The organism is Amycolatopsis sp. NPDC114478, assembly GCF_055633805.1.
Window position 1 is genome coordinate 43,504 of sequence record NZ_JBVKDO010000013.1, and the last position, 14,720, is coordinate 58,223.

13 protein-coding genes are annotated in these 14,720 nt (G+C 70.7%); 4 read left to right on the top strand and 9 right to left on the bottom strand.

Translation table 11 applies throughout. The annotated features are described in order from the left end of the window. Window positions 1–2: 2 nt before the first annotated feature. Window positions 3–2,381, bottom strand: a complete 2,379-nt coding sequence (locus ACZ7OH_RS31335; RefSeq protein WP_470284120.1) for a Tex family protein — start codon at window positions 2,379–2,381, stop codon at window positions 3–5. Between the two features lie 145 nt (window positions 2,382–2,526). Here ACZ7OH_RS31335 and ACZ7OH_RS31340 point away from each other — a divergent pair, with 145 nt between their 5' ends. Next, window positions 2,527–4,011, top strand: a complete 1,485-nt coding sequence (locus ACZ7OH_RS31340) for a chitinase (RefSeq protein ID WP_470284121.1) — start codon at window positions 2,527–2,529, stop codon at window positions 4,009–4,011. 55 nt (window positions 4,012–4,066) lie between these two features. Here ACZ7OH_RS31340 and ACZ7OH_RS31345 read toward each other — a convergent pair whose 3' ends face one another. After that, complete coding sequence (locus ACZ7OH_RS31345) at window positions 4,067–5,209, bottom strand: epoxide hydrolase family protein (protein WP_470284122.1); 1,143 nt, start codon at window positions 5,207–5,209, stop codon at window positions 4,067–4,069. 61 nt (window positions 5,210–5,270) lie between these two features. Between ACZ7OH_RS31345 and ACZ7OH_RS31350 the strand changes: the two genes are divergently transcribed. Next, entirely contained in the window at window positions 5,271–5,783 is a 513-nt protein-coding gene (locus ACZ7OH_RS31350) for a CGNR zinc finger domain-containing protein (protein WP_470284123.1), read from the top strand. A gap of 4 nt (window positions 5,784–5,787) precedes the next feature. On the opposite strand, the gene ACZ7OH_RS31355 is transcribed toward ACZ7OH_RS31350, so the two are convergent. The 3 genes from ACZ7OH_RS31355 to ACZ7OH_RS31365 form a co-directional block, all read right to left on the bottom strand. Further along, complete coding sequence (locus tag ACZ7OH_RS31355; RefSeq protein WP_470284124.1) at window positions 5,788–7,446, bottom strand: GMC oxidoreductase; 1,659 nt, start codon at window positions 7,444–7,446, stop codon at window positions 5,788–5,790. After that, on the bottom strand, window positions 7,446–8,909 hold the full coding sequence (locus tag ACZ7OH_RS31360) for a flavin-containing monooxygenase (RefSeq protein ID WP_470284125.1): 1,464 nt from the start codon (window positions 8,907–8,909) through the stop codon (window positions 7,446–7,448). Before ACZ7OH_RS31360 ends, ACZ7OH_RS31355 begins: the two co-directional genes overlap by 1 nt. 75 nt (window positions 8,910–8,984) lie before the next feature. Further along, on the bottom strand, window positions 8,985–10,079 hold the full coding sequence (locus ACZ7OH_RS31365) for a winged helix DNA-binding domain-containing protein (protein ID WP_470284126.1): 1,095 nt from the start codon (window positions 10,077–10,079) through the stop codon (window positions 8,985–8,987). Between the two features lie 79 nt (window positions 10,080–10,158). Between ACZ7OH_RS31365 and ACZ7OH_RS31370 the strand changes: the two genes are divergently transcribed. After that, on the top strand, window positions 10,159–11,214 hold the full coding sequence (locus ACZ7OH_RS31370) for an AraC family transcriptional regulator (RefSeq protein WP_470284127.1): 1,056 nt from the start codon (window positions 10,159–10,161) through the stop codon (window positions 11,212–11,214). Here the strand turns inward: ACZ7OH_RS31370 and ACZ7OH_RS31375 are convergent. Beyond that, the gene (locus tag ACZ7OH_RS31375; protein ID WP_470284128.1) at window positions 11,135–11,806 is read right to left on the bottom strand and encodes a TetR/AcrR family transcriptional regulator; all 672 of its coding nucleotides are present in this window, start codon (window positions 11,804–11,806) and stop codon (window positions 11,135–11,137) included. The genes ACZ7OH_RS31370 and ACZ7OH_RS31375 overlap by 80 nt on opposite strands. 171 nt (window positions 11,807–11,977) lie before the next feature. Here ACZ7OH_RS31375 and ACZ7OH_RS31380 point away from each other — a divergent pair, with 171 nt between their 5' ends. After that, window positions 11,978–12,289, top strand: a complete 312-nt coding sequence (locus tag ACZ7OH_RS31380) for a hypothetical protein (RefSeq protein ID WP_400902896.1) — start codon at window positions 11,978–11,980, stop codon at window positions 12,287–12,289. A 4-nt stretch (window positions 12,290–12,293) separates the two neighbouring features. On the opposite strand, the gene ACZ7OH_RS31385 is transcribed toward ACZ7OH_RS31380, so the two are convergent. Genes ACZ7OH_RS31385 through paaI form a run of 3 tightly spaced genes read right to left on the bottom strand, consistent with a single transcriptional unit; the run spans window position 12,294 to window position 14,574 of the window. Further along, entirely contained in the window at window positions 12,294–12,887 is a 594-nt protein-coding gene (locus ACZ7OH_RS31385) for a TetR/AcrR family transcriptional regulator (protein ID WP_470284129.1), read from the bottom strand. After that, the gene (paaK, locus tag ACZ7OH_RS31390; RefSeq protein ID WP_470284130.1) at window positions 12,884–14,161 is read right to left on the bottom strand and encodes a phenylacetate--CoA ligase PaaK; all 1,278 of its coding nucleotides are present in this window, start codon (window positions 14,159–14,161) and stop codon (window positions 12,884–12,886) included. The genes ACZ7OH_RS31385 and paaK overlap by 4 nt, the downstream gene beginning before the upstream one ends. A 2-nt stretch (window positions 14,162–14,163) precedes the next feature. Further along, window positions 14,164–14,574 (bottom strand): hydroxyphenylacetyl-CoA thioesterase PaaI, encoded by a 411-nt coding sequence (gene paaI / locus ACZ7OH_RS31395; RefSeq protein WP_470284131.1) that lies wholly within the window; start codon window positions 14,572–14,574, stop codon window positions 14,164–14,166. Window positions 14,575–14,720 lie beyond the last annotated feature (146 nt).

Below are 14,720 nucleotides of genomic sequence, written 5' to 3' on the forward strand. Positions count from 1 at the left end.
TTCTACTTGCCGAATCCCGCCCGCCGCAGGGCCTCCGCCATGGAACCACTGGCCGCGGAGTTGCCCCCGCGATCCCGGCCGCCGCCGCCTGAACCGCCACGCTGACCGCCGCCGCCCGAACCGCCGCGGCGCTGACCGCCACCGCCGCCTTGACCGCGATCCCGGCCGCCCCCGCCACCGCGGTTACCCGAAGAAGCGCCCGGCTCGTCGTCCAACCGCAGCGTCAAGGAAATCCGCTTCCGCGGCACATCGACGTCCAAAACCTTGACCTTCACGATGTCCCCGGGCTTCACGACCTCCCGCGGATCCTTCACGAAGTTCTTCGACAGCGCCGAAACGTGCGCCAGGCCGTCCTGGTGCACCCCGACGTCGATGAACGCCCCGAACGCCGCCACGTTCGTCACCACACCCTCGAGCCGCATCCCCGGCTTCAGGTCCGAAATCTTGTCCACGCCCTCGGCGAACGTCGCCGTCTTGAAGGCCGGGCGCGGGTCGCGGCCCGGCTTGTCCAGCTCGGCCAAGATGTCCGTCACCGTCGGGAGACCGAACGTCTCGTCCACGAAGTCGGCGGGGCGCAACGACGACAACGTCCGCGTGTTGCCGATCAGCGAGCGCAGGTCCGTGCCCGTCTTCGACAGGATGCGCCGGACCACCGGGTACGCCTCCGGGTGCACCGACGACGAGTCCAGCGGGTCGTCGCCGTCCGGGATGCGCAGGAAGCCCGCGCACTGCTCGAACGCCTTCGGGCCCAGCCGCGCGACCTCCTTCAGCGCCGTCCGGGAACGGAACGGCCCGTTCGTGTCGCGGTGGGAGACGATGTTCTCCGCCAGCCCCGTCGTGATGCCCGAGACCCGGGTCAGCAGGGGAGCGGACGCGGTGTTGACGTCGACGCCGACCGCGTTCACGCAGTCCTCGACCACCGCGTCCAGCGAGCGCGACAGCGACACCTCGGACAGGTCGTGCTGGTACTGCCCGACGCCGATCGACTTCGGGTCGATCTTCACCAGCTCGGCCAGCGGGTCCTGCAGCCGGCGCGCGATCGAGACCGCGCCGCGCAGCGAGACGTCCATGTTCGGCAGTTCCTGCGAGGCGAACGCCGACGCCGAGTACACCGACGCGCCCGCCTCGGAGACCACGGCCTTCGTCAGGTTCAACGACGGGTGCTTCTTGATCAGCTCCTGGGCCAGCTTGTCCGTCTCGCGCGACGCCGTCCCGTTGCCGATCGAGATCAGGTCCACCTTGTGCCGCGCGCACAGCGCCGCGAGCTCGGCGATCGACTGGTCCCACTTGTTCGCCGGCTGGTGCGGGTAGATGACGTGGGTGTCGACGACCTTGCCGGTCGCGTCCACCACGGCCACCTTGACGCCGGTGCGGAAGCCCGGGTCGAGGCCCATCGTCGCGCGGGTGCCGGCCGGCGCCGCGAGCAGCAGGTCGCGCAGGTTCGATGCGAACACGCGCACGGCGTCGTCCTCGGCCGCCTGGCGCAGCCGCATCCGCAGGTCGATGCCCAGGTGCAGGAGGATCTTGGTGCGCCACGCCCAGCGGACGGTGTCGCCGAGCCACTTGTCGCCCGGGCGCCCCTGCTGGGCGATGCCGAACTTCGCGGCGATGCGCGCCTCGTAGTCGGTCGGGCCGACCTGCGGCTCGTCGGTGGGCTCGTCCGGCGACATCGTGAGGTCGAGGACCTCCTCCTTCTCGCCGCGCAGCATCGCGAGGATCCGGTGCGAGGGGAGCTTCGTGTACGGCTCGGAGAAGTCGAAGTAGTCGGAGAACTTCGCCCCTTCCTCCTCCTTGCCGGCCCGGACCTTGGCGACCAGGTGGCCCTGGCCCCACATCTTCTCCCGCAGGTCACCGATGAGGTCGGCGTCCTCGGCGAAGCGCTCGACGAGGATCGCGCGGGCGCCGTCGAGCGCCGCCTGCGCGTCCGCGACGCCTTTGTCCGCGTCGACGAACACCGCCGCGGCGGCCTGGGGATCCGTCGACGGGTCGTTCAGCAGGCCGTCGGCCAGCGGCTCGAGACCGGCTTCGCGCGCGATCATGGCCTTCGTGCGGCGCTTCGGCTTGTAGGGGAGGTAGATGTCCTCCAGCCGCGACTTCGTGTCCGCCGCGAGGATCGACGCCTCCAGGGCGTCGTCGAGCTTGCCCTGGCTCCGGATCGACTCGAGGACGGCGAGCCGGCGCTCGTCGAGCTCCCGCAGGTAGCGCAGCCGCTCCTCGAGCGTGCGCAGCTGCGCGTCGTCGAGCATGCCCGTGACTTCCTTGCGGTAGCGCGCGATGAACGGCACGGTCGACCCGCCGTCGAGCAGGTCGACGGCGGCCTTGACCTGTCCTTCGCGCACGCCCAGTTCTTCGGCGATCTTCTGCTCGACCGACACGCTCACTGCAACACGCTCCTGCTTCGCCTGGTTCCGATCGTCTCATTCTGCCGTTTCCGCCACCCCGACTTTCGGATGGGGCTCCTTGACATTCAGATTGGTCTAGTCCATTTTGTGGTGACCTGCCTCACCACCTTCGTGGAGGTCGCCCGTGGTCCCCAAGGTCCGTTTAGCCCTGCTTTCGTTACTTTCCGTGGTCGCGCTGAGTCTCGGCGTGACGTTCGTCCTCGCCGGCAACGCCGCGGCGGCGAACATCCTGGCCAACCCCGGCTTCGAAGCCGGCACCTCGGGCTGGACCTGCACCTCCCCGGCGACCGCGGTGAGCAGCCCGGTCCACAGCGGGAGCCAGGCGCTGAGCGCGACGCCGACGTCGTCGGACAACGCGCAGTGCTCGCAGACGCTCACCGTCTCGGCGAACACGGCGTACAAGCTGTCGGCGTGGGTCCAGGGCAGCTACGTCTACCTGGGCGTTTCCGGTTCGGCGACGACCAGCACGTGGACGCCGGGCACCAGCGGCTACCAGCAGCTGTCGCTGAGCTTCACGACCGGCTCGAGCACGTCGCTGACGGTGTACCTGCACGGCTGGTACGCCCAGCCGACGTACTACGCCGACGACGTCAGCCTCGACGGCCCGGGCACCCCGCCGCCGACGACGCCCACCACGCCCACGACGCCGACCACTCCGACTACGCCGCCCACCACGACCACCCCGCCGACGACGACCACACCGCCGCCCACCCAGGGTGACCTGCCGAAGCACGTCCTCACCGGCTACTGGCAGAACTTCTACAACGGCGCCAAGGCGCTGAAGCTGGCCGACGTCCCGACGAAGTACAACATCATCGCGGTGTCGTTCGCGGACGCCACGGGCACGCCGGGCGCGGTGAGCTTCACGCTCGACTCGGGCCTGTCGTCGCAGCTCGGCGGCTACACGGACGCGCAGTTCAAGGCTGACATCAAGACGGTCCAGGCGCGCGGCCAGCGGGTCATCATCTCGGTCGGCGGCCAGAACGGCACGATCAGCGTGAGCGACTCGACCTCGGCGAACAACTTCGCGAACAGCGTCAAGTCGCTGATCTCGAACTACGGCTTCGACGGCGTCGACATCGACCTCGAGAACGGCATCAACGCCACCTACATGGGCCAGGCGCTGCGCAGCATCTACAACGGCGGCGGCAAGGTCATCACGATGGCGCCGCAGACGATCGACATGCAGTCCACCCAGGGTGGCTACTTCCAGCTGGCGCTGGGCATCAAGGACATCCTGACGGTCGTCAACATGCAGTACTACAACTCCGGCTCGATGAACGGCTGCAACGGCAACGTCTACTCCCAGGGCACGGTCGACTTCCTGACGGCGCTCGCGTGCATCCAGCTCCAGGGCGGCTTGCGCGCGGACCAGGTCGGCCTCGGCCTGCCCGCGTCGTCCCAGGCGGCCGGCGGCGGGTACCAGGCCCCGGCCAACACGGTGTCGGCGCTGAACTGCCTGGCACGCGGAACGTCGTGCGGCAGCTTCAAGCCGTCGGCGACGTACCCGGCGATCCGCGGCGCGATGACGTGGTCGATCAACTGGGACGCGTCGAACGGGTACGCGTTCGCCAACACGGTCTCGGCGGGGCTCGCGAGCCTGCCGTGACCGTGCGCTGAGGAAGGCCCTCCCGGAAGCGCGGCCGGGAGGGCCTCTCGGGTGCTCAGCGGTAGGGGCGGAAGAACTCGCGCAGCTCCGCCGCGTACAGCTCGGGCTCCTCGAACGGCGCGAAGTGGCCACCCCGCTCGGGTTCGGTGACCCGCACGAGGTTCGCCGTCCGCTCGAGCCACGCCCGCGGCGGCGGCAGGATGTCGGCGGGGAAGAGGGAAAAGCCGGACGGCACCTCGACGCGCTCGGCGCGCCGGGCGGGCGGGATCGCGGCGTTCGAGTGGTACATCCGCATCGACGAGCCGATCGTCCCGGTGAGCCAGTAGAGCGTCACGTTCGTGAGGATCTCGTCCTTCGTGAAGCTCCGCTCGATGTCGCCACCGCAGTCGCTCCACGTGCGCATCTTCTCGACGATCCACGCGGCCAGCCCGGCCGGGGAGTCGGTCAGCCCGAAGGCCGCGGTCTGCGGCTTCGTGCGGTGCATCGCCGCGTAGGCGCCTTCGGCCGCGCCCCAGCCCGGCCACGCGGCCAGCCAGTCCCGTTCCTCGGGCGTGAGGTCCGCCGGGTCGCCGGTGAAGACCGGCGAGAGCGCGTCCATCCGGTGCAGCGCCACCACCCGCTCGGGGTGGTCGAGCGCGAGGAAGCGGCCGACGTGGCTGCCGATGTCCCCGCCTGCCGCGCCGAACCGCTCGTAGCCGAGCGTGGTCATCAGCTCGGCCCACATCGCGGCGACGGCGACCGGATCGACGGGGGCGCCCGGACGGTCCGAATACCCGTAGCCCGGCATGTCCGGCACCACGACGTCGAACGCGTCGGCGGGGTCGGCGCCGTGCGCGCCGGGATCGGTCAGCAGCGGGACGACCTTCGCGTAGCGCCAGAACGAGTCCGGCCAGCCGTGCGCGAGGAGCAGCGGCAGCGCGGTCCCGGACGGCGCCTTCGCGTGCACGAGGTGGATTCCGAGACCGCCCACCGAAGTGCGGAAGCGGGGGAGCCGGGCGAGGGCGGCCTCGTGCGCGGGCCAGTCGAACCCGTCGGCCCAGTACGCGACCAGCTCACGCAGGTAATCGAGGTCGGTGCCGAGTGACCAGCCGGCGTCCTCGGGCGCGTCGGGCCAGCGTGTCGCGCGCAGCCGGGCGCGGAGGTCCTCGATGGCCGACGGGGTGGTTTGCGGGCTGAACCGCTCAATGGAGTTCGACACCACTGAAAGCTATAACTGGTGTCGCAGTTCGTCAACACCAGTATCGCGTTACACTGGTGTCATGGGTGGTGACCTGACCTTGGTCGAGCAGTTCCTCAACACGCTCGACGAACGGACTTTCCGCCGGCACGGGCAGCAGCACGTGGCCGGCGACCGCCTGACTTCGGTCGAGGATCTGTCCGGCTGGCTCGAGCAGCACGATCTGGCGGGGCGGCCGCTGTCGCCGGCCGACCTGACCGCCGCCGTCGCCCTGCGCACCGCGCTCCGGGCGGCGCTGTCGGATGACGCGGAAGCCGCGAAAGCCCTGGCCGGCTTCCCGCTGCGGCTGACCCCCGATGCGTCCGGAACGCTGCGGGTCACCGCCGTCAGCGGCGTGCCCGGCCTCGACGAGGTGGTCGAAACAGTGGCGGCGAGCGTTGCGTCCGGCGGCTGGCACCGCATGAAGCTGTGCGCCGCGGAGGACTGCCGCTGGGCCTTCCACGACACGTCCCGCAACGGCGGTGGCCGCTGGTGCCACATGGAAGCGTGCGGCAACCGCACCAAGACGCGCGCCTACCGCCGCCGCGCCGACTGACCGCCTAGACCGGCGTGATCGGCAGCCTCAGCGCGCCCGGCGCCTCCGCCGGCACCACCGGGTTCTTCGGCGCCACCGGCGCGACCCGCTGGTACGGCTCGCCGAGCGAAGGCCGCGGATCGGCTTCCCCGTGGTTCGGCCAGAACGCCATCGCCCGCTCGGCCTGCGCGGTGATCGTCAGCGACGGGTTCACGCCCAGGTTCGCCGTGATCGCCGACCCGTCCACGACATGCAGGCCGGGATACCCGTAGACCCGCTGGTAGGGGTCGATCACGCCCGACTCGGCCGAGTCCCCGATCGTGCAGCCGCCGATGAAGTGCCCGGTGATCGGGATGTTCGCCAGGTCCGTCCACGCCCCCTGCGGCAGCCCGCCGATCTTCTCCGCGACCCGGCGCGTCACGTCGTGCCCCGCCGGGATCCACGACGGCGACGGCGCGCCCGCTCCCTGGCGGGTCGTCATCCGGCGGCCGAACAGGCCCCGTTTCGTGTACGTCGTCACGGAGTTGTCGAGCGTCTGCATCACCAGCAGCCCGATCATCCGCTCCGACCACCGGCGCGGGTTGTGGATCCGCAGCAGGTTCCGCCGGGACCGCCACAGTTCACGCAACCCCAGCACCCAGCGACGGCGGCCGGGCTCGCCGTCCACCAGCACCGTCGCCATCAGGCCCATCACGTTGCTGCCGCGTCCGTACCGCACCGGCTCCACGTGCGTCACGTCGTCCGGGTGGATCGACGACGTGATCGCGACCCCACGCGTGTAGTCGGTGTCCTCTCGCAACGACCGGGCCGCCAGCACGGCTTCGGAGTTCGTCCGGGCCAAGAGCCCGAGCCGGGGCGACAGCCGCGGCAGAGTTCCGTTGTCGCGCAGGCGGTGCAGCAGGCGCTGCGTCCCCAGGGCGGCCGCGGAGAAGACCACCTGCGACGCCGTGAACGTCCGGCGGGACAGGCCGCCGGTCCGCCGCGTGTCGACCGCGTACCCGCCCTCGACCGGCCGGACGGACACCGCGGTGGTCAGCGGGTGGACGACCGCACCCGCCTGTTCGGCCAGGTGGAGGTAGTTCTTGACGGTCGTGTTCTTCGCCCCGACCCGGCACCCGGTCATGCACTCGCCGCACAGCGTGCAGGAGGTCCGCAGGGGACCGGCGCCGCCGAAGAAGGGGTCCACCCCGGACTGTCCGAAGTAGACGCCGACCGGCGTGCGGCGGTACGTGTGGCCGATGCCCATGTCCGCGGCCACCTCGGAAAGCACCCGGTCCGCGGCCGTCGTCGCCGGGTTCTCGACCACGCCCAGCATCCGCTTCGCCTGGTCGTAGTACGGCGCCAGCTCGGACTTCCAGTCCGTGATGTGCGCCCACTGCGGGTCGGCGTAGAACTTGTCCGGAGGTTCGTACAGCGTGTTCGCGTACACCAGCGAACCGCCGCCGACGCCCGAGCCGCTCATCACGAACGTGTTCTTCAGCAGCGTCAGGCGCTGGATGCCGAAGCAGCCCAAGGCGGGCGCCCACAGGTACTTCCGCAGCCGCCACGACGTCTTCGCGAACTCGTCGTCGGCGAACCGGCGGCCGGACTCCAGCACGCCGACGCGGTAGCCCTTCTCGGTCAGCCGCAACGCCGTGACGCTGCCGCCGAACCCGGACCCGATCACCAGGACGTCGTAGTCCATCAAGCCACCACTCGGTAGTCCGCGGGGTCGAGCCGCCGGGTCCGGCGGTCGTACTCGGTGACCAGGCCCGGCCAGTTGGTCGTCACCCGGCCGTCGGCCTGGCGGTACCAGCTCGTGCACGCGCTCCAGACGCTGTGGCCCAGCCGCTGCTGGACCTCCCGGTCGTAACGCTCTTCGACGTCCGGCCGGACGTCCACATAGGACACGCCGGGCCGGGTGAGCTGTTCCACCGCCTGGCGGATGTAGCGCGCCTGGCGCTCGATCATGTAGATGATGGACCCGGCGCCGAGGTTGGTGTTGGGCCCGTAGACGCAGAACATGTTCGGGAACCCGGGCACGGCCATGCCCAGGTACGCCCGCGCGCCGCCGGCCCACTCGTCCCGCAGCGACCGGCCGTCGAGCCCCGTGACCTCCATCGGGGCCAGGAACTCCGTCGCGGCGAAACCGGTCCCGTAGACCAGGACGTCCGCCTCCAGCTCGGTCCCGTCCTCGACGCGCACGCCGCTCTTCGTGATCTCGGTGATCCGCCGCGTCTCGACGTCGACGTCCGGCTGCGCCAGTGCGGGCAGGTAGTCGTTGGTGAACAGGATCCGCTTGCAGCCCAGGGGATTGGCCGGCTTCAGCTTCGCGCGCAGCTCGGGGTCCTTGATGTGGCGGCGGCGCAGCTGCGCGGTCCGCAGCTCGAACATCTTCGCCAGCAAGGGGTGCTTCGTCATCGCGTAGGTCGCGTACTCGGCGAGCAGGAAGATCCGCAGCCGGCCGAGCAGCTGCGTGGGCGGCAGGTGCTCGAACAGCCAGTGCTGCCACCGCCGGTAGCTCGGGTCGGACTTCGCCATGACGTACGGCGGCGTGCGCTGGAAGACCGTGACGTGCTGGGCGTGCTTGCGCAGCTCGGGCACGAACTGGACGGCGCTGGCCCCGGTCCCGATGACGGCGACGCGCTTGCCGGTCAGCTCGACGCCGTGGTCCCACCGAGCGGAGTGGAAGGCGTCGCCGGCGAAGCTCTCGCGGTTCGGGATGTCCGGCAGCACCGGCCGGGAGAGCTGCCCGACGGCCGGGACGAAAACGTTTGCCTCGTACGTTTCGCCGCTCTTCGTCTCGACGCGCCAGACGCCGCGCTCGTCGTCGAACGCGGCTCCGGTGACCTCGGTCCGGTACCGGATGTGCGGCCCGAGGCCGTACTTGACGATGACACCGCGCAGGTAGGCCAGGATGTCCGGCTGGTGCGAGAACCGCTTCGGCCACCGCGGGTTCGGCTCGAAGGAGTACGAATACAGCGGCGACGGGATGTCGCACGCGGCGCCGGGGTAGGTGTTGTCCCGCCAGACGCCGCCGGCATCGGCCGCGCTCTCCAGGATCGTGAAGTCGGTGAACCCGGCGCGCTTGAGCTCGACCGCCGTCCCGATTCCGCCGAACCCGGTGCCCACGATCAGCACCGACGGCCCCTTCGCCGAACTACTCATGGAGAAAAAGCTACGCAGCGGACGCCTGTGACAACAGGCCACGAACGGTCACTCGATCGAGAATTCCGGCCAGCTTCACGCAGAAGCCAGGATCCGCACCTCCCGGCTCTCGGCGGCCGGCTCCGCCCAGGTCACGAGCTGCCCGGCCGCGCTCTCCAGCGCCCCCAGGTCTCGCTTCGGCAGCTTCTCGAACGGCGACAGCTCCAGCACGGCCGCCTTGCGCTCTTTCCGCAGCTCCCAGAAGCCGCGCACCTGCCCGCCGACCAGCAGGGTGCCCTTGACCAGGCCGTTCTGGGTGATCACCCGCTTGCGGTACTCGTCGGAGATCACCCGCGTCCGGTCGGCGAACGACAGGATCATCTGGTCGAACGGCCCGAGCAGCCGCGGCGGCGCCGGGGTGTCCTCGTCCGGCACCGTCAGCTCGGGCAGGTCCAGCAGCTCGCGGCCGTCCGGGTCGCGGTAGCGCCGCAGGTCCATCGACGCGGCCACCTCGCCCAGCCGGGTGATGCCCGCCCACGCCTGCACGTCCGCCACCGACGCCGGCCCGAACGCGCGCAGGTACCGCGCGATGAGCGAAGCGGGCGAAGGCGGCGGAAGTGCTTCGCCGACCCATTCGTCGAGACACGCGTACGTCGTCTGCCCGGCCTTGCCCCAGATCGCCCGCGGCGGAGTCTGGACCAGCGGCAGCCGCGCTCGCGCCAAGTGGGTCAGGGAGGCTGCGGGGACGTCCCACCGCTCCGCCAGCGAAGCACCCAACGCCGTACTCGACAACGGCGAGCGCGAAAGCAGCTCACGTGCCGCGGAGGCGACCTCGGCGTGGTCCAGATCGGCCAGCGCCCGCGCGTGCAGCGTGTTCGTCTTCAGGTCGCGCTCGTAGAGGACCTGGACGACCGGCCGCCACGCCAGGGCGTCCGCCGCCGTCACCAGGTGGACCGTGCCGCGCATCAGCGCGATCCTGACCACCCGGCGTTCCTCCAGCAGGGAGGCCAGCTCCGAAGGCCGGAACCCGTGCAGCCGCGACCACAGCGCGAAGTACGGCGGGAACGGCGCCTGCGCCTGCAGGCCGGCCAGGTGCTCCACCGCGTCCAACGCGGACATCTTCGCGCGGCGCAGCAGCAACTGGCGCTCCAGCGTCGAGCGGTTCAGGGCCCGCCGGCTCAAGGTCTCCACGCCGTCACCCTAACGATCACCCCGGACAGATCCGGTCCTCGATTCGACGCGTGCGCGGCCGTCATCCATAATTCCGGCCATGGCCGAGCTCGCCGCGCCCGCCGTCGGGGACTGGGACTTCCCGCGCGGCACCGCCAGCATCGAGCTGATGACCCGGTTCGCCGCCGACCGCGGCCTGCCCGCCGAAAAGCTCCTGGCCGCGACGACGCTCTCGCCGGAGCTGCTCGCCGACCCGTCGGTGCAGGTCGACGCGCGGCAGGAGCTGGCCGTCGTCCGCGCGCTCGCCGAGCTGGACGGCTTCGACGCGACGGCGCTCGAGCTCGGGCGCCGCTACCGCGTCAGCACCTTCGGCATCTTCGGGTTCGCCTGCATCAGCAGCCCGACGCTGCGCGACGCGATGCTGTTCGCCCTGCGCTACTTCGACCTCAGCTTCGCCTTCTGCATCCCGCACGTCGAGCTGGCCGGCGGCAAGCTGACGCTCGAGCTCGACGACAGCCGCGTGCCCGCCGACGTCGCCCGGTTCCTCGTGCTGCGCGACCTGGCCGCGATCTTCTCGGTCATGCACGACCTGCTGCCCGAGATCACCCTGGAGGACCTGAGCTTCCGGCACGAACCGTCCACAGTGGACCCGTACCGGGCCGCGTTCGGCGTGCGGCCGCGGTTCGGCGCCGACGCCTGCCGCGCGACGCTCGACCCGGCGCTGCTGGCCTTGCCCCTGCCGCAGGCCAACGACCAGACCGTCGCCCTGTGCGCCGCGCAGTGCGAAGCGCTCGTCGCGCGCAAACGCCGGCGTTCGGGCATCTCGCAGCAGGTCCGCGAGCGCCTGGTGCGGCTCGGCGGCGTCGACGCGGGCATGGACGAGATCGCCCGCCAGCTGACGCTCAGCACGCGCACGCTGCGGCGGCGCCTGACCGAGGCCGGCACCAGTTACCGCGCGCTCGTCGACGAGGTCCGCCAGACGCTGGCCGAGGAGCTGCTCGACACCGGCGTCCTGTCCGTCGAGGACGTCGCGTACCGGCTCGGGTACGCCGAGGCGTCGAGCTTCATCTACGCGTTCAAGCGGTGGACCGGGATGACCCCGGCGGCGTTCGCCCGGCGCTTCCGGGCCGCCCGGCAAGCACCGCCGGGTAGGTGAGCTTCAGCAGGTTGAGGATCGAATCGGTGAGGAAGGTGCGCAGCGCCGCGCGGTCGAGCGTGCCGCGGATCAGCCACTCGCGCGACGCGGCCCGCAGCAGCCCGCCGAACGACCGGATCATCGCGCGCAGCTCGTCCCGCCCCTCGGTGACGTCGGTCATCAGCGCGGCTTCCAGGACGCGGTCGGCCGCGACTTCGTCGGCCTCCAGCATGATCCGCTCGATCTCCGGGTCGCGGCCCGCGGACTCCGGGCCGATGACCGTCAGCCAGGCGTCGCGGTTGCGGTCCACGACGTCGATCCACCGCTCGACGCCGATCGCCAGCCGGTCCTCCATCGTGGTGTCCGGCAGCGCTTCGGTGACCGGCGCCGGCACGATCATCAGCTGCCGCACCACTTCCAGGTAGAGCTCGCGCTTGCCGCCGAAGTAGTGGTTGATGAGCGGGCGCGCGACCCCGGCGGCCTCGGCGATGTCCGAAGTGGACACCGACGCGTAGCTGCCGGCGCCGAACAGGTGCCGCGCGGCGGCGAGGATCTCCGCCCGCCGCTCGGCCGGTTCGAGGCGGCGCCGCCGCGGCCGCGTCCCACTGGTCATCCGCCCAGCCTCGCCGGGGATCGGCATGCTGTCAACAAGTAGTTGACCCTACGTCAAAAGGTTCGTTTCGCCGGAGAGACCGTCGTTACGCAACCGGAACAACCCGCCGGTAACTCCCCGGCGTCCGGATGCGACGAGACGGCAGGGACCCGCGACCGGTGGTAGGAGCAGATGACCGAAGAAGGCGCGCCGATCCGGCCGGCCGGACGCTGGGTGAGCGTCCGCCTGCAGCATCGCCACGTCAGCTTCGACGAGGCCTTCGAGCCGGACGAACCCCTCCCGGACGGCGACTGCGCGGACGAGGGATCGCTGTCGTACTCCGGAATCGTGATCACGGGCTACGACGACGGTTCGAAGGTTTCCGAGCGCTGGATCCCGCTCGGGGTGGACCCGTCCGAAGCGGACGACGAGCGGTTGATCGAGCAGCTGCGCGACGCCCTGCTTTGGCAAGCGGGGCGCCCGCCCCAGACCGCCGGGGACTGACCGGTCACGACCCGGTGCGCAGGCCTTCGAAAGCCACCTTGCACACCGCGTCCGCCACTTCGGTCGCCGCCGAACCCCGGCGCGGCTTGTACCACTCGATCAGCGAGTTCACCATGCCGAAGATCAGCCGCGCGGTCACCGACGGCTCGACGTCGGGGCGGATGTCGCCCTCGGCCTCCGCCTGCTTCACCAGGTCCGTCACCAGCCGGTCGAACTCGCGACGCCGCGTCAGCGCCGCCCGTTCCACCTTCGTGTTGCCGCGCACGCGAAGCAGCAGCGTCACGAACGGCAGCCGGTCGGCGAGCACCAGCACGCTGCCGCGCACCAGGTGCTCCAGCCGGTCGATCGCACGCCCGTCCAGCTGGTCGGTCGACGCGGCGACCTCGAACAACCCGTCCAGCGCCCGGTCCACCGCCAGCCGCAGCAGTTCCTCCTTGCTGGGCACGTGGTGGTAGATCGCGGACTTCGTGATGCCGAGCTTGCGGGAGAGGTCCTCCATGCTCGTGCCGTCGTAGCCGCGCTCGTTGAACAGCTTCACCGCCACCTGCAGCAGCGACTCCAGGTCGTAGCCGGGGCGGCCGCGGCGCGGGGCCGTCACCGCTGCTCCCGCTGGTCGACGATCCGGCGCATCTTGCCCATCGACCGCTCCAGGGTGTCCGGCTCGACGACCTCCACCGACACGGTCACGCCGACGCCGTCCTTGACCCCGCTCACCAGCGTCGCGGCGGCCTGCTCACGCGAAGCGGCCGAAGCGTCGTGACGCGCTTCCACCCGCACGGTCAGGTGGTCGAGCCGCCCGCGCGTCGACCGGACGAGCTGGAAGTGCGGGCTCAACCCGTCCGTCCGCAGCACGATCTCCTCGATCTGCGTCGGGAAGACGTTGACCCCGCGCAGGATGATCAGGTCGTCGGTGCGGCCGGTGACCTTGGCCATCCGCCGGAACGCCGGCCGCGCGGTCCCCGGCGACAGCGCCGTGAGGTCGCGGGTGCGGTAGCGGATGATCGGCAGCGCCTGCTTGGTCAGCGACGTGAACACCAGCTCGCCCGTCTCGCCGCCACCGAGGACCTCCTCGGAGTACGGGTCGATCACCTCGGGGTAGAAGTGGTCCTCCCAGATGTGCAGGCCGTCCTTCGTCTCGACGCACTCCTGCGCGACGCCCGGGCCCATCACCTCCGACAGCCCGTAGATGTCGACGGCGTCGAGGGCGAACCGCTCCTCGATCTCGGCGCGCATCTGCTCGGTCCACGGCTCGGCGCCGAAGATGCCCACCTTCAGCGACGACGAACGCGGGTCGACGCCCTGGCGCTCGAACTCGTCGAGCAGCGTCAGCATGTACGACGGCGTGACCATGATGATCTCGGGCTCGAAGTCCGTGATGAGCTGGACCTGCCGCGCGGTCATGCCGCCGGACGCCGGGATGACCGTGCAGCCCAGCTTCTCCGCGCCGTAGTGCGCGCCGAGCCCGCCGGTGAACAGGCCGTACCCGTAGGCGACGTGCACCTTGTGCCCCGGCCGGCCGCCGGCCGCGTGGATCGAGCGGGCCATCACTGTCGCCCAGGTGTCGATGTCCTGCTCGGTGTACCCGACGACGGTGGCCTTGCCGGTGGTGCCGCTGGAGGCGTGGATGCGGCGCACCTGGTCCTGCGGCACGGCGAACATCCCGAACGGGTAGTTCTCGCGCAGGTCCTGTTTCGTCGTGAACGGGAACTTCGCCAGGTCGGCGAGCTCCTTGCAGTCGTCGGGGTGGACGCCGGCCTCGTCGAACTTCCGCGTGTAGGCGGGTACGTTCGCGTACGCGTGCCTGAGCGTCCATTGCAGACGCTCCAGCTGGAGGGCGGCCAGCTCGTCCGCGCCGATGTTCGCCTCGATCATGGTCAGTCCCGTTTCGCGGAGATGGCGCGGCTGCGGCCGCGGAATTCGGCGACGACCTCGGGGCCGCCGGGGGTCTCCCGGTGCACGGTGACGTCGTAGATGCCGTTGCGGCCGTAGCGGGTGCGCTCGGTGGCCGTCGCGACCAGGTGGTCGCCGAGCCGGCCGGCCGCGACGAACGAGATTTCGGCGCCCGCGGCGACGGTCACCGGCCCGTGCGTGTTGCACGCGCAGGCGAAGGCGGTGTCGGCTAGCAGGAAGACGTACCCGCCGTGGGCGATGTCGTGCCCGTTGACCATCGCGCGGGTGATCGTCATTTCGGCCACGGCGCGGCCGTCGCTCGCTTCGACCAGCTCGATGCCCAGCGCGCGCGACGCCTCGTCGGCGGCGAACATGGTGTGCGCGGCGTTGGTCATGCGCTGTCTCTCCAGACTGACCGAATGGACGGTCACCTCGCGGTGTCGCTCAGTAAAGGCAGTGCCCGGGGCGGTGTCAAGCGCCACCCCTTCCGATCTTCCGGTCCGGCGGCTACCATGCGATTAACTGAACGTCCGGTAGGTAA

Bases quoted from the DNA above. Each gene is read 5' to 3' on its own strand.
- ACZ7OH_RS31350 (WP_470284123.1), top strand. From the start codon at position 5,271: ATGGGTGGTGACCTGACCTTGGTCGAGCAGTTCCTCAACACGCTCGAC.
- ACZ7OH_RS31355 (WP_470284124.1), bottom strand. From the start codon at position 7,446: ATGGACTACGACGTCCTGGTGATCGGGTCCGGGTTCGGCGGCAGCGTC.
- ACZ7OH_RS31360 (WP_470284125.1), bottom strand. From the start codon at position 8,909: ATGAGTAGTTCGGCGAAGGGGCCGTCGGTGCTGATCGTGGGCACCGGG.
- ACZ7OH_RS31370 (WP_470284127.1), top strand. From the start codon at position 10,159: ATGGCCGAGCTCGCCGCGCCCGCCGTCGGGGACTGGGACTTCCCGCGC.
- ACZ7OH_RS31375 (WP_470284128.1), bottom strand. From the start codon at position 11,806: ATGACCAGTGGGACGCGGCCGCGGCGGCGCCGCCTCGAACCGGCCGAG.
- ACZ7OH_RS31380 (WP_400902896.1), top strand. From the start codon at position 11,978: ATGACCGAAGAAGGCGCGCCGATCCGGCCGGCCGGACGCTGGGTGAGC.
- paaK (WP_470284130.1), bottom strand. From the start codon at position 14,161: ATGATCGAGGCGAACATCGGCGCGGACGAGCTGGCCGCCCTCCAGCTG.
- paaI (WP_470284131.1), bottom strand. From the start codon at position 14,574: ATGACCAACGCCGCGCACACCATGTTCGCCGCCGACGAGGCGTCGCGC.